This window comes from Vibrio sp. 947 (genome assembly GCF_033339115.1).
In the GTDB taxonomy this organism is placed as follows: Bacteria; Pseudomonadota; Gammaproteobacteria; order Enterobacterales; family Vibrionaceae; genus Vibrio; species Vibrio alginolyticus.
The window spans coordinates 132,445-154,058 of record NZ_JAWOTX010000009.1; the positions used below are offsets into that span (position 1 = coordinate 132,445).

General features: G+C 45.2%; 18 protein-coding genes. 10 read left to right on the forward strand and 8 right to left on the reverse strand.

The features are described from left to right. The first annotated feature begins 127 nt into the window (after positions 1-127). The 10 genes from dsrO to R7Q39_RS13715 all read left to right on the forward strand — a co-directional run bounded on the left by dsrO (position 128) and on the right by R7Q39_RS13715 (position 12,206). Positions 128-895, forward strand: coding sequence for a sulfate reduction electron transfer complex DsrMKJOP subunit DsrO (gene dsrO / locus R7Q39_RS13670; protein ID WP_318076378.1), 768 nt, complete (start codon positions 128-130; stop codon positions 893-895). Beyond that, positions 892-2,022, forward strand: coding sequence for an NrfD/PsrC family molybdoenzyme membrane anchor subunit (gene nrfD / locus R7Q39_RS13675; protein ID WP_206959668.1), 1,131 nt, complete (start codon positions 892-894; stop codon positions 2,020-2,022). Before dsrO ends, nrfD begins: the two co-directional genes overlap by 4 nt. A gap of 17 nt (positions 2,023-2,039) precedes the next feature. Then, positions 2,040-5,132 carry a tetrathionate reductase subunit A gene (locus R7Q39_RS13680; RefSeq protein WP_318076379.1) on the forward strand — a complete coding sequence of 1,031 codons (3,093 nt, stop codon included), beginning with the start codon at positions 2,040-2,042 and terminating at the stop codon, positions 5,130-5,132. Positions 5,133-5,409: 277 nt separating this feature from the next. After that, positions 5,410-5,973, forward strand: a complete 564-nt coding sequence (locus R7Q39_RS13685) for a c-type cytochrome (RefSeq protein WP_370687796.1) — start codon at positions 5,410-5,412, stop codon at positions 5,971-5,973. 8 nt (positions 5,974-5,981) lie between these two features. Beyond that, positions 5,982-7,034 (forward strand): c-type cytochrome, encoded by a 1,053-nt coding sequence (locus tag R7Q39_RS13690; protein WP_318076380.1) that lies wholly within the window; start codon positions 5,982-5,984, stop codon positions 7,032-7,034. Between the two features lie 300 nt (positions 7,035-7,334). Next, entirely contained in the window at positions 7,335-8,666 is a 1,332-nt protein-coding gene (locus R7Q39_RS13695) for a paraquat-inducible protein A (protein WP_318076381.1), read from the forward strand. Continuing rightward, positions 8,659-10,305: an intermembrane transport protein PqiB gene (gene pqiB, locus R7Q39_RS13700; protein ID WP_017821656.1), complete on the forward strand. Its 1,647-nt coding sequence runs from the start codon at positions 8,659-8,661 to the stop codon at positions 10,303-10,305. Before R7Q39_RS13695 ends, pqiB begins: the two co-directional genes overlap by 8 nt. Continuing rightward, positions 10,305-10,883 carry a membrane integrity-associated transporter subunit PqiC gene (locus tag R7Q39_RS13705; RefSeq protein WP_318076382.1) on the forward strand — a complete coding sequence of 193 codons (579 nt, stop codon included), beginning with the start codon at positions 10,305-10,307 and terminating at the stop codon, positions 10,881-10,883. Before pqiB ends, R7Q39_RS13705 begins: the two co-directional genes overlap by 1 nt. A gap of 103 nt (positions 10,884-10,986) precedes the next feature. Beyond that, complete coding sequence (locus R7Q39_RS13710) at positions 10,987-11,760, forward strand: hypothetical protein (protein ID WP_042523080.1); 774 nt, start codon at positions 10,987-10,989, stop codon at positions 11,758-11,760. A 206-nt stretch (positions 11,761-11,966) separates the two neighbouring features. Then, positions 11,967-12,206 (forward strand): hypothetical protein, encoded by a 240-nt coding sequence (locus tag R7Q39_RS13715; RefSeq protein ID WP_033905728.1) that lies wholly within the window; start codon positions 11,967-11,969, stop codon positions 12,204-12,206. 60 nt (positions 12,207-12,266) lie between these two features. Here the strand turns inward: R7Q39_RS13715 and R7Q39_RS13720 are convergent, their stop codons facing one another. The 8 genes from R7Q39_RS13720 to sohB form a co-directional block, all read right to left on the reverse strand. Beyond that, positions 12,267-14,105, reverse strand: coding sequence for an extracellular solute-binding protein (locus R7Q39_RS13720; protein ID WP_017633867.1), 1,839 nt, complete (start codon positions 14,103-14,105; stop codon positions 12,267-12,269). A 499-nt stretch (positions 14,106-14,604) separates the two neighbouring features. Then, complete coding sequence (gene pyrF / locus R7Q39_RS13725; protein ID WP_005376667.1) at positions 14,605-15,306, reverse strand: orotidine-5'-phosphate decarboxylase; 702 nt, start codon at positions 15,304-15,306, stop codon at positions 14,605-14,607. Positions 15,307-15,390: 84 nt separating this feature from the next. Beyond that, complete coding sequence (gene lapB, locus R7Q39_RS13730; protein ID WP_005376665.1) at positions 15,391-16,566, reverse strand: lipopolysaccharide assembly protein LapB; 1,176 nt, start codon at positions 16,564-16,566, stop codon at positions 15,391-15,393. Positions 16,567-16,584: 18 nt separating this feature from the next. After that, on the reverse strand, positions 16,585-16,881 hold the full coding sequence (locus R7Q39_RS13735) for a LapA family protein (protein ID WP_005376663.1): 297 nt from the start codon (positions 16,879-16,881) through the stop codon (positions 16,585-16,587). Positions 16,882-17,150: 269 nt separating this feature from the next. Beyond that, positions 17,151-17,432: an integration host factor subunit beta gene (gene ihfB, locus R7Q39_RS13740; protein ID WP_005385816.1), complete on the reverse strand. Its 282-nt coding sequence runs from the start codon at positions 17,430-17,432 to the stop codon at positions 17,151-17,153. Positions 17,433-17,645: 213 nt separating this feature from the next. Then, positions 17,646-19,316, reverse strand: a complete 1,671-nt coding sequence (gene rpsA, locus R7Q39_RS13745) for a 30S ribosomal protein S1 (RefSeq protein WP_005385817.1) — start codon at positions 19,314-19,316, stop codon at positions 17,646-17,648. A 110-nt stretch (positions 19,317-19,426) separates the two neighbouring features. Further along, a complete protein-coding gene (gene cmk, locus R7Q39_RS13750) occupies positions 19,427-20,107 on the reverse strand; it encodes a (d)CMP kinase (protein WP_021033981.1) in 681 nt (226 codons plus the stop codon). A 208-nt stretch (positions 20,108-20,315) separates the two neighbouring features. Next, positions 20,316-21,377, reverse strand: a complete 1,062-nt coding sequence (gene sohB / locus R7Q39_RS13755; protein ID WP_206959656.1) for a protease SohB — start codon at positions 21,375-21,377, stop codon at positions 20,316-20,318. Between the last annotated feature and the right edge of the window lie 237 nt (positions 21,378-21,614).

The following is a 21,614-nucleotide window of genomic DNA, read 5'->3' on the forward strand; positions in this document are numbered from 1 at the left end:
TCCCTAAACCACATTTGTTTTAGATCAAGTTTGATCTGGGTATGTGGAAATCCACAATATAAGCCTCGCAGTGCATTTCTCACAATGGAATCAGTCAATTCAAATACAACAAAAAAGCAGGTGAGTTATGGATTCCACCAAACGTCGCTTTCTCAGCGCGGTCACAGCCGGAGCCGCGTTAATTCCAGTCGCAGGCATTGGCACGGCAACTGCGGGAAACATTATTCGAAATAACCAGTCCGCTGACCGAAAAGGACAAATCGGCAAGCGTTATGCCATGGTGATAGATTTGCGTAAATGTGTCGGATGCCAAGCGTGCACCGTAGGTTGCAGCATTGAAAACCAAGCGCCAATTGGTCAATTCCGAACCACCGTAAAGCAATACGAAGTTACGTTAGATGATGGCTCTACAGCCACGCGAGAAGCAAAAGCCTTTATGCTACCGCGCCTTTGTAACCACTGCGACAACCCACCTTGCGTGGCAGTGTGTCCGGTTCAAGCAACCTTTCAGCGCGAAGATGGTATTGTCATGGTGGATAACAGTCGCTGCGTCGCCTGCGCGTACTGTGTACAAGCTTGCCCTTATGATGCTCGTTTTATCAATGAGGACACGCTCACCGCAGATAAATGTACCTTCTGTGCTCACCGTCTAGAAAAAGGTCTATTGCCTGCCTGCGTGGAAACCTGTGTTGGCGGTGCACGTGTAATTGGTGATTTGAATGATCCATCAAGCGAAGTCCGCCGCTTAATTGCGAAGCACCAAGACGATATCAAAGTGCTAAAACCCAATGAAGGCACCAAGCCTCACGTGTTTTACATCGGCATGGATGAACGCTTCACCAGCCACATCGACGGACAACCTGCTATTTACGACCCACAGGGAGAGCGCGCATGAACATCACCGAAGTGTTAGTCCAACCTCAAGCGATGGCTTGGCTCCCGTGGGCGGTGCAATATTTCTTCTACATCGGTTCGGCTTATGCGGCTGCTGTTTTATTCCTAATCGCCCTATTATTTGAAAAACACACCAGTCACAGACTGCGCGCTGCGCTTGTTCTGACGCTGGCCATCGGCGCCATCGTGGGGCCATTAGCGTTAACTGGCGACCTTCACCAACCGGGACGCGCATGGCATTTTTACGCACACATCACTCCGTGGTCATGGATGTCTTTAGGGTCGCTTTTCTTGCCTGTTTTCTCAGGTTTAGCGGTAGTGACTGCATGGCTGTATCTCCGCGAGGATCTGATCAACTTACGTAATCAGCCAGGGAAAGTACTGCCTCTAATTTCAAAGCTGTCACTGGGTGACTGGGCGCTCTCTCGTAGAGTCATGCTTATGGTATCTGTTATCACGGTGCTATCAGGCATCACCATTGCAGTCTACACAGGCGCTGAAATTGCAGTCGTTAAATCGCGCTCTTTATGGCACCAACCCGCGTCGCCGGTTCTTTGGTTTGTCACTGCATTTATGAGCGCGGTCGGATTTTCTCTGTTGATTTGGCTCTTGCTGCCTAGTCAGTCAAAGACGCTGACATCTGGCGATACTAATTTACTTAAAAAATCAGTGGTTACCAGCGGTGTATTAACGCTGATACTGCTACCGATTTGGGCATCCAACAATTCCGCATTTTCGCTCTATTCTAGCGAACAATGGATGCACAACATTGCCCTGCTCACTTTTGTCGTTTTAGGTTGTGTTTTGCTCGCTTTCATCTTCTTGCGCGATACCAAAAAGTCCGCATCAGCCAGATTTCGTCACGTCATAGGGCTCAGTTTCGTGTCTGCTGCCGCACTGGCAAGTGCATGGCTGATTCGCTGGTTTACCATCATGGAAGTGCAAACCATCGCCAAGTTCGATGCAGGGCTGTATCCATACCAACTCACTATGGATGGAAATGGCTGGATAGGCATTATCGGCATGCTCGGATTATGGCTTGCACTGGCACTGCTCGGTTCGGAGCTGGTTCAGTCAAAACAAAAGATCGAAGTAAAAGCCTCATCACTCACCTTAACTGAACGCTAATCAAAGAGGATTTCATCATGGATAACAAACGCCGTCAGTTTTTGAAATCAGGCATTGCAGTGGGTGGGCTTGGCGCATTCGCTGCGGGTTACGCTACCACCACCAAACACATAGTCGAGGGTGCGCTCGAAGGCACTGCGGGAGAAAAAACGCGTGATATTCACCACGGTAACTCGCTTGAACCAGAGTACACGGTCAACAGCAAAGGCAACCTAATCCCTAATCCAAATCAGCGCGTTGCGCCATCGATGTGCTTTGGTTGTTGGTCACTGTGCGGATTGCGTGTACGCATTGATAACCGCAGCGACGATATTTTGCGTATTACTGGCAACCCATATCACCCACTCTCTCATCAGCAACACATTCCGTTCGAAACGCCAGTCAAAGATGCTTATTTAAGTTTGGCAGGAGAAGCGGGCCTTGACGGTCGTTCAACAGCATGCGCACGTGGCAATGGGATGCTAGAAATTCGCAACAGCCCGTACCGCATTACTCAGCCACTGAAACGAGTTGGAAAACGCGGCGAAGGAAAATGGATTCCGATCAGCTACGAGCAATTGATAGAAGAAGTCGTAGAGGGTGGTGATTTATTTGGTGAAGGCCATATTGATGGCTTACGCGACATCCGCGATTTAACAACGCCCGTAGATCCTGAAAACCCAGAATATGGACCGAAAGCCAACCAATTGTTAATGACCAACGCCGGTAACGAAGGCCGAGACGACATATTCAAACGCTTCGCGTTCAACAGCTATGGTACACGTAACTTTGGGCATCATGGCTCTTACTGCGGCTATGCATTTCGTGCTGGCAGCGGCGCATTTATGAACGACTTAGATAAGAACGCACACTTAAAGCCAGATTTTGATAATGCGGAATACATCATCTTCATCGGTATGTCGCCAGCTCAAGCGGGTAACCCTTTTAAGCGTCAGGCGCGCCAACTCGCCAATGCGCGAACAGAAGGCAGCTTGGAATACACCATCATCACGCCAAGTTTGCCGGCGGGTTCATCGAGCTTGGCCGCCGGTGACAACAACCGCTGGATACCAATCAAACCGGGCACCGACTCTGCCCTCGTGCTTGGCATGATCCAGTGGATCATCGAAAACCAACGCTACAACAAAACCTTCTTGGCGCAGCCGGGGGCAAACGCGATGAAACGAGCCGGCACCGCGCACTGGTGTAATGCTACGCATCTTGTGATAAGCGATAATCAGCACCCGAGAAACGGCACGTTTTTACGCGCGTCGGACTTGAATCTGCCATTCGAGGGCGAAGCGTTGTCTGACTCCGACCCGTACGTCATCGTGGATGATCAAAGCGGCGAATTTGGTGTGCATACCCAGACAGAAGAAGCGGCACTGTTTGTCGATAAAACGGTTTCGCTTGCATCAGGCGAAGTACGAGTAAAATCGTCTCTACAAAGGCTCAAAGAAGAGGCGTTCAAATACAGCCTTGCGTTCTACAGCAAACAATGTGAGATCCCTGTTGAGCAAATCGCAGAACTAGCGAAACGCTTCACCAGCTACGGCACAAAAGCGGTGGTCGATACCCACGGTGGCAACATGCACACCAATGGGTTCTATAACTCGTTTACCATCATGATGCTCAATGCATTGATTGGTAATATCAACATGAAAGGCGGCGCGATGGCCAAAGCGGGTGGCTACCCAACTTCCGCTGCGGGTCCTCGTTACGACTTCACCAAATTTGCGGGTAAGGTCGGCCCGAAAGGCGTCTTTCTATCGCGCAGTAAATTCCCCTACCACAAAACCAGCGAATACAAGCGTCGCGTTGAGGCAGGAAAATCCCCTTACCCAACTCGCGCACCTTGGTATCCGTTTGCAGCGCCACTGCTGACAGAGCACCTATCTGCGGCTATTGATGGTTATCCATACCGCGTTAAAGCGTGGATCAATCACATGGCGAACCCAATGTATGGTGTACCCGGTTTGAAAGCGCTGCTGGAAGACAAGCTTAAAGATCCAAAACAACTCGGTTTGATTGTGTCTGTTGATGCGTTCATTAACGAAACCACCGCATTGTCGGACTATATTGTGCCGGACACGGTCACCTACGAAAGCTGGGGTATGGCAACGCCTTGGCACGACGTTCCGGTGAAAACCGTCACCGCTCGCTGGCCGATTGTGGGAGCGCGAACAGAGAAAACCGCCGATGGTCGTTCAATTTGCTTAGAAAACTTTTTGATTGATGTCGCCAAGAAAATGCAACTAGGCGGCTTTGGTGACAACGCGATTCAAGATGCGCAAGGGAATTGGCACGCCCTCCACAGCGCTGAAGATTTCTACTTACGTTCCGCGGCAAACTTGGCGTATGTGAAAGGCGGGGTGCCTGAAGTTTCGGCAGAAGACATTGCGTGGTCCGGCCTAGAGCGTTTAATGCCAGCCATGCAGAAGACGCTGACAGCGGATGAGATGAAACGTGTGGCGTTTATTTTTGCTCGCGGTGGACGCTTTGAAAATGCAACCGAAGCGTATCAAGGTGAGCAAATGAAGCACAAATGGACACGACCTGTTGCGATATGGAATGAACGTGTCGGCAGCGCAAGAAACACCATGACCGGTGATTTCTACACCGGTTGCCCAACATGGCATCCACAAAAACTGGCCGATGGCACACCAATGGAAGACCAGTTCCCAAGCTCAGAGTGGCCTTTCAGCCTGACGAACTTTAAATCCAACATTCACAGTGCGGTATCCAATCTATCGCCAAGGTTGAACTCGATTAAAGGCGTAAACCCAGTGTACATCCATCCAATCGATGCCGAGCGCGCAGGCATTAAAACAGGTGATGAGTTTGTTATCGAGACACCATCTGCAAGCACCAAAGCACTCGCGATGATAGTCAGCGGGATTCGCCCTAGTACACTCGGATTTGAACATGGGTTTGGTCATACCGAGCTAGGACAACGCTCGCACTGGATCGGCGATAAACAACAACCCGTAAAAACGCGCAGCCAAGATGGCGTCAACATTAACGACATTGGCTTAATTGACCCTACTCGAGAAGGCAAAGGCGTGTTGTTGGATTGGGTAGTGGGCGCGGCGGCACGTCAGTCCCTGCCGGCCAAAATCCGCAAAGCGTAACGCCGCACGTTAAGACGTCTCTACCACTTAGAGCTGCCGATTTGTGCAGCTCTTCACCACTTTGTTTTTATCGCTTATAGAACAACCAATAAAAACAAATACGGCCATTTACACTTATTAAATATGTGGAAATCCACAATACCTTTCATTATTGACAAGGCCGACAATATTGTCCAAGTGACTACCAAGTAGCACTTAGACATATTAATAAAAATTAAAGTGAGTCAGCATGTCAAAAATTCTTCCAGTGGTGGTGGCCTGTTTGTTAGCAACCACTATGGGCGCAAGCGCCTCGTCTATTCCGGAAAAAGCCAGCGTATGTAGCGGTTGTCACGGCCAAGATGGCATGGGACAGCCAAATATCGCGCCGATGATCGCTGGTTTAAACGCGAATTATCTCAACACTCAAATCGAACTATTCCTTAGTGGCGAACGCCAAAATGTGGTCATGCAAGGCATGGCGAAGGAACTCAGCGATCCCGCAGACCGTAAGGAAGTTATGGAGTACTTTGCTAACCTCCCGAGCTATGAGTTCACGAATCCAGAACAACGCGGCGACCAAGCTGATATTCGTAACCCGTATCGTAAGTTAATTTTCCAAGGCGATTGGGATAGAAATATTCCAGCTTGCGCAACTTGTCATGGAGCCAGCGGTATGGGCGTCGACAAGTTCCCTCGCCTCGCAAGCCAACATGCTGATTACTTAAAAACGCAATTGATGGCATGGAAAAACGGCACTCGCAGTGGCGACCCGCTCAATATGATGGGGACCATCGCAAAAAATCTCACTGACAAAGAGATCGAAAATCTTGCTTACTACTTTGCCTCATTACGTTACTAGGAGCAGTCATGAAACGTTTCTATTCTTTGTTCGCACTGCCTTTCATTTCTACGCTCGTACTAGCTAACGATCCATTACCGGACCGCCAGAAAGAGCTACCTGCGATAGAAAAAGAAAATCACGGTGAATACTTAAAACCGCGTGATCTCAGCACAATCCCAAACACCGCATTTGGTGAGCAAGTAAAACGCGGTTACTCGCTCTTTGTTAACTCACAACAAATGCGCGGAAAATACGTTGGCAACGAACAAAACTGTGTGAACTGCCATATGGAGGCAGGACGAAAAGCAAACGCTGCGCCACTGTGGGCAGCTTACATGGCATACCCTGCATATCGTAAGAAAAACGATCGCGTAAACAGCTATGCTGACCGTATCCAAGGTTGTTTCGAGTATTCCATGAACGGTAAAGCGCCCGCTTACGATTCGACAGAAATTGTTGCCCTTAGTGCTTACGCCTACTGGTTAGCGATGGGCGGCTTGCTTGACAAACATGGTATGGCGGATGAACCCATTCCAGAACTAGACGCAAAAACGTTGCAAATTGGTGGAAAAGCAAAAGACTTCCCGTTGCCCGAAGCCATCGCACAAGCATTACCAATTGAAAAGCGGGGTAATCTCTCTGGGCGTGGCTACCCAAAAATCGCCGCCCCTGAGCAAGAACCATCAATAGAGCGAGGCGCATTGGTCTACGAAAAGAACTGTGAAACTTGCCATCGCGCCGACGGTTCAGGCATCAAAGACACCAACGACCATTCATACATTCCACCACTTTGGGGCGAATATGCGTATAACTGGGGCGCAGGTATGCACCGGATTAACACTGCAGCCTATTTTATTTACGAAAACATGCCGCTTGGGAAAAGTGTGCAGCTGACAGAGCAAGAAGCTTGGGATGTCGCAGCATACGTCAACAGCCATGAGCGTCCACAAGATCCTCGATTCAAAGGCAATGTCACCGCAAACGCGGAGAAATATCACCAGCACCAAGGCTATTACGGCAAAACGCTCAACGGTACGCAAGTCGGGGCCAATGCCTTTAAGAGCGGAACGGTCAAATAAAGTACAACTAACCACTTTAAATAAAATACTCTTTTCCCTGCTCAGATTATCTGGGCAGGATTACTTACCCTTAAAAACAAGTAATTACCCCTCCACAGACAAGCAATATCACATTATTTTCGACTTCCAACATACTCATCTTCGCCGTAAAATCTTGTACCAAACGCGACTTCGTTTATGTCTTAGATCTCCCATATGCTCTAATGCCAAAAGTAAGAAACTCGTAAACTCCTGAATCAAAACAAGCGTGCCTAGTGAAAAAAGAGTATTCTTAAAGCAAATGAATCTAAAACCTACCCGATGAGTATTCAACCTAATTCCCGTCAGTTAATTTCATGCGAAGAGTGCGGCCTTGTTGTTCGCATTCCCGATATCGAACAGGGGCAAAAAGCACAATGTCCTCGATGTTCGCATTCGCTGACTAAAGTGAATGCCAAGCCTTACCAAAGCGTGATCGCCATATCATCGGCATGTTTGATCATGTTAGTGCTAAGCATTTCTTTCCCTTTTATGTCGTTCAGCGTGCAAGGGTTGTCGCAAGAAATCACCTTGTTGCACGCTGCAAAAATGCTGGCTGAGTTTCAAAATGTGCTTTTGGGTGTGCTGTTACTCGCAACAGTTATCGTTTTACCTGCAATCTATGTTGGCCTCATTCTCTTTCTTCACCTTGAAGCATTAAAAGCACGTAAACATACCCCCTCTAAAAAGCAGCAACGAATGGCAAAAGTTTTATGCCGTCTTCTGTTTCGAGTCGAACCCTGGTTAATGGTGGATGTCTTTTTGATTGGCGTGTTGGTCAGCTTAATTAAAATAGCTTCCCTCGTAGACATAGGAATGGGCACTTCATTCTGGGCGTTTTGTGTATATACCGTTCTGGTAGTCAAATGCATATCAATGGTCGACAAAAGCTGGCTCTGGGGGCACTTTATTCCAGCTATCGAGCTATCTGATGTAAAAGAGGGTGATACACACCATAACCACAACCATATTGGTTGTCATACGTGTCACCAGCTCAACCCTATTGAAGCTAAAAAACACCAACACTGCATTCGTTGTAAAAGCCCTATTCACAGATACAACCCCGCAGACAATTTACAAAAAGCTTGGGCGCTTTTGTTTGCTTCAGTCATTTTCTATATCCCTGCGAACCTCTACCCTATGATGTACACCGTAAGCCTTGGACATGCAGAAGGTTCGACTATCATGGAGGGGGTAATATTGCTTTGGCATTTAGGTTCTTACCCTATTGCGATGGTAATTTTCTTTGCTAGCGTATTTATTCCAATGGCGAAAATGCTGGCACTCGCGTGGCTGTATTACAATGCGCAAAAAGCGCGATATCTTCCGCACGAAGAGAGTATTTCACGCTTAAAGATCTACCGCATAACTGAGTTTATTGGCCGTTGGTCCATGATCGATATCTTCGTCGTCGCGATCTTAGTTGCACTGGTTCAACTGCAAAACTTAATGGCGATTTATCCAGGTCCTGCTGCGCTCTCTTTCGCGGCAGTGGTCATTTTTACTATGCTTTCTGCAATGATATTTGACTCACGTTTGTTGTGGCAATTGCCACAAAACGAAGTGCAGGAGCCGATTTCTGACAACTTAAACGAGAAAGCCAAATATGAGTGATGAGAACAACGTAACCGCTCAAATAAAACCGCAAAAGCAGATTTCTGCGATATGGATTGTCCCGATCCTTGCGCTAGCCATGGGAGCGTGGATGCTGTTCCAATATATCAACAGTACAGGCCCACAAATTACTCTCCAACTGCCAACCGCAGATGGGATTGAGGTTGGCAAAACCGAAATCCGAGCATTGAATGTAAAAGTCGGACTGATTACTGAAGTCACTCTCAGTGAAAATTACGATCACATCATCGCTAAGGCACAAATGAACAAGGATGCAGAACGCATGCTGCGAGATGACACCATGTTTTGGGTGGTGAAGCCTCGCATTGGCCGTGATGGCGTTTCAGGTTTAGAGACCTTGCTCTCTGGCGCTTATATCCAACTTCAACCGGGTAAATCTAAGATAGAGAAAGAGCGCTTTACGGTCTTAGATGTTCCCCCAGTGGCCTCTCCTGATGCAGAGGGGTTACGCCTTGTGTTAACACACCGCGAGGCTGGTAAGCTAGGCGTTGGTGACCCCGTCATTTATAAAGGCTTTACGGTTGGTCGTGTAGAGAAAACCAGCTTTGATGTTGACACTCGCAAAGCGTTATACCAACTCTTTATTTTCAAGCCTTATGACAGCTTAGTGCGCACTCGTACCAAGTTCTGGCTGAATTCTGGCGTAGATTTACAGCTCAATGCTGAAGGGTTCGAAGTCAAGTTTGGCTCATTAGAGAGCATGCTAACGGGTGGTGTTACCTTCGATACCGTTCCAGGTCTTGAATCCGGTGAACAGCTCACTGAAAATATGGTCAACTTCCGCTTGTACGATGATATTAAACAACTTCGAGAAGGCATGTACGATGATTATATTGAATTCGTTATGCTTTTTGATGAATCGGTACGAGGACTTAAACGTAAGGCACCTGTCGAATATCGAGGCTTGAGAATTGGTACTGTGATGCGTGTACCAATGCGACTTCCAACCCCAGAAGAGAACTTTTCTGCGAAAAAAATCCCTGTATTGGTACGTATCGAGCTCGGCCGTGTTTATGGCGATTTCCAATCCCAATCTTTACCAATGTTAAAAGATAAATTGAAGAGTGAGTTTGCTAAAGGCCTACGTGGTACTTTAAAAACAGGTAACTTATTAACAGGCGCACTGTATGTTGACGCCGACTTCTATCCAAACGACGAGCCTTACGTACCGAGTAAGTTTGCTGATTTAGATGTTTTCCCAACCATGCGTGGTGGTTTTGCGCAGGTTCAGCGCCAAGTGAACGACTTCCTAAATAAGATTAATAACTTACCAATGGAAGAAACACTAGACTCTCTCAATTCAACGTTAAAAACGTCTGAAAAAACGTTAGCTTCAGCAGAACGCGTGGCGGACAGTATTGATAAACTTTTGAATCAAAAAGAGACGCAAGAGATCCCAACAGATATTCGCCAAAGCTTACAGCAATTACAAAAAACACTCGATGGTTATGGGCCCAACTCAACCATGTACAGCGAAATGGAAGCCACGCTAAAAGAATTAGAAAGCGTGATGACAGAGTTTAAACCCGTACTTAAACAGCTAAACGAAAAGCCAAACTCTCTCGTGTTTGGAGAAGATGAAATCAGTGACCCAATACCAGTTAAAGGCAAAAACTAATGAAACGAGTATTCTTTCTGTCTATCGCGCTATTTGTCGGTCTAATGGGTTGCAGTAGCGCTCCGCAAACTAAAGGAGCTATGTACCTTCTACCTAAGGCGGAACCAGTGACGCTGAGCTCTTCTGATATCGCTCAGCGCCCAACTTTAGTTGTTCGTCCAGTGACATTGGCGAGTTATTTGAATGATAATGGCATTGTTTATCGAACCTCTGAGACCCAAGTTATTCAGGCAAAACACAATCAATGGGCGCACAGTATTTCCGAGCAAATCACTCAGAGAGTTGTCGCGGAACTACGTCACAAGCAAAGTCATTACTGGCCGACTGAAATGAATAATCTGTTGGATCAAAGCGGTGAAGCCAAACTACAGCTTACGTTAAATAAATTTAATGGCAGCTACAAAGGTAATATCGAAATTGAGGGGGAATGGTTACTCATTAATGCCGAAGGTAAGGTAGAAAACAGCGCGCCAATACAAATCTCTCAGCCGCTTCAAGATGAGGGCTATGAAGCGCTCGTCAACGCTTTATCCATAGGCTTAGAAAGCCTAACCTCAGACATTGCCAAACAACTCTAAAGTCAATGTTAATTACAGGGAAGCAAGTTGCTTCCCTTTTTTATGCAGAGTGTAGCGACTTCTACTAAGCTGAAAGCTGACGAAAAGCCGAAAAGGAAATTGGATGAAACCATGTAACCTGCTATCACTCTCCTCACTCATTCTTGTATTACCTACATCAGTAGCGCTCTCAACCGAGACACAAGAATCTCGTTGGCGAAATAGCATAGAAGTGTACATGCTAGGACTGAATATCCACGGGGATACCAGTATTGGTCGCTTTTCATCAGAGGTGGATGTCGATCCTAAGTTCATCGTAGACCACCTCGATATTGGGGCGATGTTGCGATTCGAGAGTATTTACCAAAGTAAGTGGGGCTACTACATAGATTATAGTTTCATGAACTTAAGTGGTGATGTTAATAATATCAAGGGCGCTCTGCCTAACGCTCGTTATCGTGCGGACATCGAAATACGGCAAGGTGTTCTAGAAGCAAAGGCATTCCAACGCGAACAATATTCATTTGGTAAACTGGATTATATGTTTGGATTACGTTGGTGGGACAATGACATCACCGGCAAGCTGTATCGTAATGATAACCGGGTACTAGAAGATAGACTGTCATTACAAGAAGATTGGGTCGATTTTTTAGTTGGCTTGCGACTCATTGATGAATTGAGCGAAAACTGGCGATTTCATGCCAGCATCGACGCCGGACTTGGCAACGATACTCACTTCACTTATGCCATTCAAACTGGTGTTCGTTATCGTTTTAACGAATGGTCTGATCTCAACTTAGCTTACAAGTCGACCTGGGTTGATTACAAAAATGAGGGAGTATTTGAATATGATACAGCTTCTCAAGGGCTTTTAGTCGGACTTGGCTTTTACTTTTGATCAGGTGAAACCCTAGCCTATATTCAAGCGTTGTAACGTGTACTAGCTCTAGGTACACGTCTAGTGTCGCGTTACAGATGCTTAAATAAGGCAAATTGATCTTCATCAGACTATAAATTGCTCTTCGGTGTTACTCTCTGTCGCAAAATATAAAACCCCACTCTATGACCTCATATAGGTCTTATTGATAAGGTTCCCGAGTAGCAATGTCGATTAACATTTCCGATTTAACCACCGCCCTAAATAAGGTGGAGCATATTCATAAAGTTCAGCTTGAAAACGTACATCAGTTCTTCAAAGCAAACGAAGCTTTTTCGTTGCAAACATTCAGCCAGCTGATATCTAGCGACTCGCTTGATGATCGATTTAAAACCATCGATAGAGCGTTCTCTTTGCTTGGTGATGCAAAAACCTACCTTTTAGAAGTGTCTTACCTTATTAAGTAAAAAAGAAAGCCCCGATAAAATTCATTATCGGGGCTATCATTTTCTCTCTAAACTACTGATTTACAATTTGTAACGATCATCAATTACCGTTAGTTCTGGGAAGGTTTTACCCTCGTCCATCGCTTCTTCTGTCTCTTCTTTTACTTGGTTATCAATCCAGAAATTACCGATATCCATTGGATGAAGCACCCATTCTGTCGCTTTTGTCATGCCGTTTTTAGGAATTTTAACCCAGCGCCAATGAGCAACTCGAGAATAAGGCACCATGTAGCCAGGAACGATGATATTTGCTTTGCTGACATAGTTTTGGATTTGATGCGACAAGTCGTAACGCTTCTCCTGATCAAACTCAGAGTCATACGCTTCAATTAACTTGTCTAGCTCAGGGCTGCTGTAGTTGGTGTGAGCATTCGTTTGTGGTCGATTTGCATTATCCGAGTGTAGGTATTCCCAATACGCAGGGATCTCACCAGAGCCCATATTCAAAAACGCTAGCTGATGCTTTTTCTCAAGAATGTATTTAAACGCAGATGAGCCATCCACCAAGTTTAACGTGAACTCAAGACCAGCAAGTTTCGCTTGCTCTTTCAGGTATGCAATACGCGGTGTCCAAGAGTTGTATCCGTAGGTGATAGCAAAGCTCAAGCGTTGGCCCTTGTCGTTAACACGAATACCATCTGCGCCCACTTTGTCAAAGCCCGCTTTTTCGAAGTGTTTAACCGCCGCATCAGCATCAAACTTTGGCGGTGTATTGTTAGGATCATCGTATTCGCCATGACCAAAGCCGAGTCCATGCGGTTTACGTGAATAATCTCCACGCATGATGTTTTCAATCATGCCGTCATAGTCAGTGGCTGCCATAACACCTTTACGCACTTCTAGGTTATCCAACATCGGCATAGCTGTGTTCATCCAAAGACCACCAGCTCCTTGCGGTGCTTCGTTAAAGCCCCAGTACTTTTGGATATAGCCTTTTTTGTACACATCACTATTGGTTTTGTCATGCCAAAAGCTTGGTAGCACCATCTCAAAGTAGTCTAAGTTGCCTTTCTCAAAGTGCTTCATGGCAATATCAGGATCGCGAATCACCTTAATGCGAACCTTTTCAACGTTATAACGGTTTTTATAGTAGCGGTTGTTGTATCCCCACCAATCTTCACCGACATGTTTGAATGTTACGCTCTTACCTTTCTTCACTTGATCAATGTAGTAAGGCGCTGCGGTTGGCTCAGATTTAAAGTTAAACTTTCTGACGAAGTTATCAGGCATGCCATCGTTATTTGCGTCCTTTTCTCCTTCAAAGAAGTGTTCAGGACGAGGCTGAAAACCATTACTTGGCATGTTAATCATAACCATAAGTGAGTCATGACTTTGAGCTACAGCAAGGTTGACTTTGATCGTGTAGTCATCAATTTTTTCAACACTCACAATACTGTTTGTGAAGAAGTCGTTATACCACGGGTCGATAATGTCTTTTGACGTGTAGTACTTCATCATAAAGACGTAATCATCTGCTGTAATTTTTTCACCATCTGACCACTCGGCCGTTTCGTCGAGTTTAAAGAATACGGTTTTGTTGTCCTCTCCAAATGCCCATGACTTAGCAAGTTGAGGGATCCATTTGCCAGTATTTGGATGACGCTGAGCCAGTTTTGGTGAACCATCCATTAAGTATTGGCGCAAACCTGAGTTCGCATCTGGACCAACACTTCGTAATGTTTGCGGAAAGCTCTGAATGTAAGTGCGATAGGTGCCACCTCGTACCGCCTCTTCAGAGGCAAATAGAGGTTCGTTGTTGTTTGAAATCCATTCGATATCAGCTGGCAATTCTGCCGCACTCAGTTGAAAACTGGCAGCGGTCAGTGTTGCTAGTACTGAAAATGGCAGTTTTTTAGTCATGTTTCTTCCTTGTTGTGTTTGCGCACTAAGGTCGTAACAAGGAAGACAGTGTGTGAAAGCTCACAGAAAGCTGCGATTTAAAATACGCAGATAGGAAATAATAGGAACGTAATATGAAGTGACGTCCTGCCAGCTTCTATATTAATTTCAAAGAGTTTCACTAGGTCATCCTAGACCTTACAACGCAGTGAATGCATCTTCGCCATAGTATTCTTTAGACATTTGTAACGCAAGCCATCAATAACACATGGTTGCATTTTCGAGGCATCACAGTGAGTTATGTTACAAAAGTGTGATCGACATAGTACCAAGCCCTACTTTACTCAGAATAAACCGCAGAACCTTGATCTCAATTGGCCCCGATATACCGGTTAAAGCGAGTAAATGATCAGACATAGCTGGTTAAAAGGAATGGTTGTTTACCGCGATCAGTATTTTCATTCGATGTAAAAAGTGAGGCATCTTAGCCTCACTTTTCTCCATACAATCGAGACAGTGCTTACATGTTAGATAAGCTCTCATTGATCGACTTCAGCACTTCTGCAGGATTTGACGCTTGAGTGATAGGGCGACCAATCACAAGATAATCTGAACCTGATTGGATAGCGTCTACTGGCGTCATGATACGGCGTTGGTCACCTTGTTCTGAGCCAGCAGGTCGAATACCAGGGGTCACTAATTTAAATTCTTGGCCTAGTTCGCTCTTCAGTAGTGAGGACTCTTGCGCTGAACATACCACGCCATCTAAACCTGCGTTTTTGGTCAAGGTTGCTAGACGAATAACTTGCTCCTGAGGCGCAACATTCAAACCAATACCAGCTAAATCACTTTGTTCCATACTGGTTAGTACCGTTACACCGATAAGAAGTGGACGATCTTTACCATATGGCTCAAGAATTTCACGTGATGCCGTCATCATACGCTCACCACCGCTCGCGTGTACGTTCACCATCCATACACCCATTTCAGCCGCAGCGCGAACTGCTTTCGAACAGGTGTTTGGAATATCGTGAAATTTTAAATCTAGGAATACAGAGAAACCACGTTTATGGAGTTCACGTACAAAATCAGGACCAAATAGCGTAAACATCTCCTTGCCAACTTTTAGTCGGCATGACGCAGGATCAATTCTATCTACAAACGCAAGTGCATCTGCTTGGTTATCATAATCCAGTGCGACAATAACTTTTTGGTCGATCATTTCATCTCCTAACTGTTTTGGTTCTTATTCAATAAAAAGTTAAAAAAATGCAGCGGACAGAAACTCTGCCAGCTGCATTAAGAATTATTCACCATCCAATCCGCGGATTGGCTTGATCGTCCCCCATCCTTTACAGGACGGACAATGCCAATAAAGGGAATGGGTAGAAAATCCACACTTCCGGCATCGGTAATGCGGTTTCACTTTTAACTGTTCACCCACCATCGCTTGTAGTGTTGATAGGCTGTCTTTCGCTCGACCATCTTCTGCTTCTGCAATGTGGTAGTCAATTAAACGGTAGAAGCCCTTCATGGTTGGATTTTTCAGCAATTGTTTCGTCAGTAACTCTTGAGCAGCCCCAACGTTCTCGTGATGAGCAACTAATTGAGCCAACATCAACTCGGCTGATACGCCTGCTTTCTTATCAATACAAGCTCTCAGAAACTCGACAAGTTCATCTTCCTGACCCAGATGATGATAGCATTCTGCAATAGTTGGCAAGACATCACTGATAAAGTCTTTATCTTGCTCAAGTACCCCCGTCAGATATTTGATGGTGTGCTTATAGTCTTCAGACTCTAGGTAAATTCGTCCCAAAGCAATACTTGCTCGAACACACTTCGGGTCTTCCGCTAACGCTTTTTTAAAATGCTGTATTGCCTTATTAGTATTCCCATCAGCTTGGTCGAGCATGGCTATTTCACACCAAAAATGGGCAATATTTGCACGCATCCTTGAGCGTTTATTACCTAACTTAGCCAATTGGTTCGCGTAATAAATCGCCTTTTCCCATTCTCGTGTTTGCTGATAAATGGTCACTAATTGTTGAAGAGCCGCCTCTTTGTAATCTGGCTCTTCGACTAACTGTTCGAAGATTTTCTCTGCACGATCAAGAAAACCAGAGACCATGTAGTCTTTCGCTAACTGTTGAAGGGCGAGGTTCTTTTGGTCCAGTGTTAAGCCTGAACGAGAAATAAGATTTTGGTGAATTCTGATTGCGCGGTCGACTTCACCACGAGACCGGAACAGGTTACCCAACGCAAGGTGAGTATCGATGGTCTCGTTATCAACTTGGAGCAATTCAATAAAGTGATCGACAGCCTTATCTGATTGGTCAGAGAGCAGCAGATTAAGACCCGTCATATACTGACGAGAGATTTGATGAGATTGCTTCTGCTTGTCTTGCTGAGCGCTGCGATGCCCCATATACCAGCCATACGCAGCAGCTATAGGCAACAACAAGAAGAGTAGTTCAAGCATTAAAGTTAAGCCTTATCCTTATGCCTGTTTTTCAATGGCTGGCTTATCAGCAGCGTTGTTTGATTCAGTTGGTTCGTACTTTTTCAGTTTTTTCTTTAAACGACGGACCTGTAGCTGAGTTTTCAGTTGGATGCTACCAAATATAACCCACGCTAAAGCAAAGCCAACCACAAATACTACACCTAATAGCGTAGATAAGTGGAACTCTCCTTTTGCTAGAAGATAGTTAAAAGTCACGAGCTCTTGGTTTTGGGAACCTAACGCCAATGCAATTAAAAAGAGAGCTAAAACAGCAACGATTTTTATAATTTTCATGTTACATCACCCTTCTAGGAGTAAGTCGGTAAGATTATGCAGGAAAATGCTTCTTCAGACTACGTATATTAGCAATAATCTATACCCAAGTAACCTCAAGATGCTTAGTTTGTAGACATGCTTAGAAGTTAAAGTTATTTGGGTATAGAAAACAGCTGAATCCACAATTAGATTAGTAAACGATCTTGGATGTATGACTAACTTGGATACATTACAAAAAAGCGGCATACACAAACGTATGCCGCTTTTTTCAAACTAATAAGAGTGCATTAACCAATATTTACACGCTCACGAAGTTCTTTACCAGGTTTGAAATGTGGAACGTATTTACCTTCCAATTCCACTTTATCGCCCGTTTTAGGGTTACGACCTACGCGAGGCTCGCGGTAATGAAGAGAAAAACTACCAAAGCCACGGATCTCGATACGGTCACCGCTCTCTAGTGTAGAGGCCATGTGCTCTAAAATATCTTTTACAGCATCCTCTACCTCTTTCGCTGATAAGTGTGTTTGCTCAGCGCAGAGTCTTTCAATCAGTTCAGACTTAGTCATAGTTGCCCTCTTTGAGTATCTTTATCACTTATTATAGTAAGTAATACTAATTCCAACAAACACTTGCTGACAATTCTAGACAAATTTTATGCAAAATGCGCAATGAAGAAATGCCTTTTATTAAGATAGTTTACTGTCATTAGTATTACTACTTAAATATGACCAAATATAAAAAAGGAGCCTTGCGGCTCCTTTTTTGCTTAAGCGAGTATATTATTCGCCTTTAGCAGCTTTGAAAGCGTCAGCCATTGCGTTACCGAATGCATTGTCATCTTGCTTGTTGATAGATGCCATTGCTTCTTGCTCGTCAGCTTCGTCTTTAGCTTTGATAGATAGGTTGATTACGCGGTTCTTACGGTCTACACCTGTGAACTTCGCTTCAACAACATCACCAGCGCTTAGGATTAGAGAAGCATCTTCTACGCGATCGCGTGATACTTCAGAAGCACGGATGTAACCTTCAACGCCTTCTGCGATTTCAACAGTAGCGCCTTTAGCGTCAACAGCAGTTACAGTAGCGTTAACTAGAACACCTTTCTTGTTGTCAGCAACGTAAGCATTGAATGGGTCATTTTCCATTTGCTTGATGCCTAGAGAGATGCGCTCACGCTCAGCGTCTACTGCTAGAACAACTGCAGAGATCTCGTCGCCTTTCTTGTACTCACGTACAGCTTCTTCGCCAGCAACATTCCAAGAAATGTCAGATAGGTGAACTAGACCGTCGATGCCGCCTTCTAGACCGATGAAGATACCGAAGTCAGTGATAGACTTGATCTTACCAGTAACTTTGTCGCCTTTAGCTTGTGCTTCAGCGAATGACTGCCATGGGTTAGCTTTACACTGTTTCAGACCTAGAGAGATACGACGACGTTCTTCGTCGATTTCAAGAACCATAACCTCAACTTCGTCGCCAACATTAACAACTTTAGAAGGGTGGATGTTCTTGTTAGTCCAATCCATTTCTGAAACGTGAACTAGACCTTCAACGCCTTCTTCGATTTCAACGAAGCAGCCGTAGTCAGTTAGGTTAGTTACGCGACCAGTTAGTTTGTGACCTTCTGGGTAACGCTTAGCGATTGCTACCCATGGATCTTCGCCTAGTTGCTTAAGACCTAGTGATACGCGAGTACGCTCACGGTCGAACTTAAGAACTTTAACTTGGATCTCGTCACCAACGTTAACGATTTCAGATGGGTGCTTAACGCGCTTCCAAGCCATATCAGTGATATGTAGAAGACCGTCAACGCCACCTAGGTCAACGAACGCACCGTAGTCAGTAAGGTTCTTAACGATACCTTTAACTTCAGAACCTTCTTGTAGAGTTTCTAGAAGCTCGTCACGCTCAACGCTGTTCTCTGATTCGATAACTGCACGACGTGAAACAACTACGTTGTTACGTTTTTGGTCAAGTTTGATAACTTTGAACTCTAGCTCTTTGTTTTCTAGGTGAGCAGTGTCGCGGATTGGACGTACGTCTACTAGAGAGCCAGGAAGGAAAGCACGGATACCGTTTAGTTCAACAGTGAAACCGCCTTTAACTTTACCGTTGATGATACCAACAACAGTTTCAGCTTCTTCGTAAGCTTTCTCAAGTACGATCCAAGCTTCGTGACGCTTAGCTTTCTCACGAGAAAGTTGAGTTTCACCGAAACCATCTTCAACAGCGTCTAGAGCTACGTCTACTTCAGCGCCAACTTCAACTTCAAGTTCGCCAGCAGCGTTCTTGAACTGTTCAGCAGGGATAGCAGATTCAGACTTAAGACCAGCGTCAACAAGAACGAAACCGTTCTCGATAGCTACTACAGTACCTTTAACGATGCTGCCTTGTTGGAATTCTGTTTCGTTTAGAAACTCTTCAAAGAGTTGAGCAAAAGATTCAGTCATTTAATTAATCTTCAATAAATTAAACTTCCACGGGTATCCTACCGCATGGGGTTATTAAATTCGCCAGTCATCATCCTTGCGACCAACGCTCTTAGCCTAGTCGAGTATTATTACTCAGCTAGCTTCGATTCGATATATTGTAGTGCCTTTTCTACTACTTCGTCGATAGTCATCGACGTAGAATCTAGCACAAGCGCATCCTCAGCAGGGCGTAATGGCGCCACTGGGCGGTTACGATCTCGGTCGTCACGCTCTTGGATCTCGCTTAAAAGGTCAGCAAATCTAACATCTAACCCTTTCTCTTGCAACTGTTTAAGGCGTCGATTTGCACGCTCTTCAGCACTCGCATCAAGGAAGATTTTTGCTTGCGCACTCGGGAATACAATTGTGCCCATATCACGACCATCAGCAACCAGACCCGGAGCGGTCTCAAATGCACGCTGACGACGTAGTAATGCTTCACGAACACGTGGCAAAGCCGCAACTTTAGATGCTGCCATACCCGTTTCTTCTTTACGAAGCTCCCCTGACACATCTTCGCCTTCTAGAATGACCTTAACTAAGTCACCTTCCGCGATAAATTGAACGTCTAGGTGTGTTGCTAGTGGGACAAGAGCATCTTCTGACTCGGTGTCGACACCGTGGTGAATCGCAGCGAGTGCAAGTACACGATAAATTGCGCCAGAATCTAAGAGTTGGAAACCCAACTTTTTCGCCAGCAACATACATAAAGTGCCTTTACCTGCACCACTAGGTCCATCTACGGTTACAACCGGAGTTTGAGAGGACATGTTCTTCTCCACCAATAGTTTCTTTTCAGCAATTTGCTCGGTTTTCGAGGCGCACATTATACGGGTAATCAGTCTTTGGAGCGAGGAAAAATGTCGTGTAAAGCATTACACCTAATGCGTAATTGGATTCATCAATAAACATAAAGTTCAACAAAAACGGCGAGAGCTTCCGCCCTCGCCGTTTTAAATGTCATGAACTTAAGCTCGATTAAACAATCGGCTTTTGACCACGCTCAGCTAACTTTAAAATCACACTATCAGCGACTTTACCCGCCACACCTGCTAGCTTGTCGGCCAGTTTTTTCTTTTGTACATAATGCACAGAAAGTACAGTTTTATCTTTGCATGCCGCAACAACGATATCATCAGATGTACTAATGTCATCCACCAAACCAAGCTCTTTCGCTTGTGTGCCGAACCAGTGCTCACCAGTGGCTACTTTGTCTAGGTCCAAACTAGGACGACGCTCACGGATGAAGTCTTTAAACAAGACATGTGTTTCTTCAAGTTCTTGCTTAAACTTATCGCGCGCTTTATCGGTATTCTCACCGAACATCGTTAGCGTGCGTTTATATTCACCCGCTGTTAGTTGTTCGTACTCAATGTCATGTTTCTTCAACAGTTTGTTGAAGTTAGGAATCTGTGCGATAACGCCAATAGAACCCACAATTGCAAATGGTGCAGAAACAATTTTATCTGCTACACATGCCATCATGTAACCGCCACTTGCCGCAACTTTGTCAACAGAGATGGTCAGAGGAAGACCCGCAGCTTTGATTCGGTCCAGTTGAGAAGAGGCAAGGCCGTAACCATGAACCATACCACCGCCAGACTCTAAGCGAAGTAACACTTCATCACCTTCACGTGCGACAGCCAAAATAGCGGTGATTTCTTCACGTAGAGACGCGACTTCTTTTGCGTCTATGCTACCGTTGAAATCAAGAACAAATAGGTGTGGTTCACGCTTGCTATCTAATGAACCGTCTTTGCTCGCTTGTTTGATTTCTTTCTCGCGAGATTTGTCCTTCTCTTTTTCTTCTTTCTTGACGGCTTTATCTCGAGCCTTGATGAAAGCATCGTCATGCAAATGATGCTCTAACTGCTCAACAGATTGTTTGTGTTGCTCTGAAAGGTTGGTAATCTCTAACTCCCCTTTCGCCGCACCCGATTTGCCACCAGCCGATTTTGCAATAATGAGCAGAACAATTATCGCAGCAACCACCGTGATAATTTTGGCCAGAAACAGACCATAATCTAATAAAAATTCCAACGAGAGCTCCTTTATCTCATTTCAGATGACGTTAGTATGTTACGCAGAAACATCAGCGAGAAGGCAGCGCGGTTTGTAACCACTTGTTCTGATTGATAGCATACCTAACGAAAGTTCTGGAATTGGTATAACACATGAATTGGTGTATTGTAACCATCTTGTCACGATTACCAAGATTTTCCATTGAGAAACAGGCGTTTTTTAGCGTCAATTAACTATCATGGACCCTCTTACAAT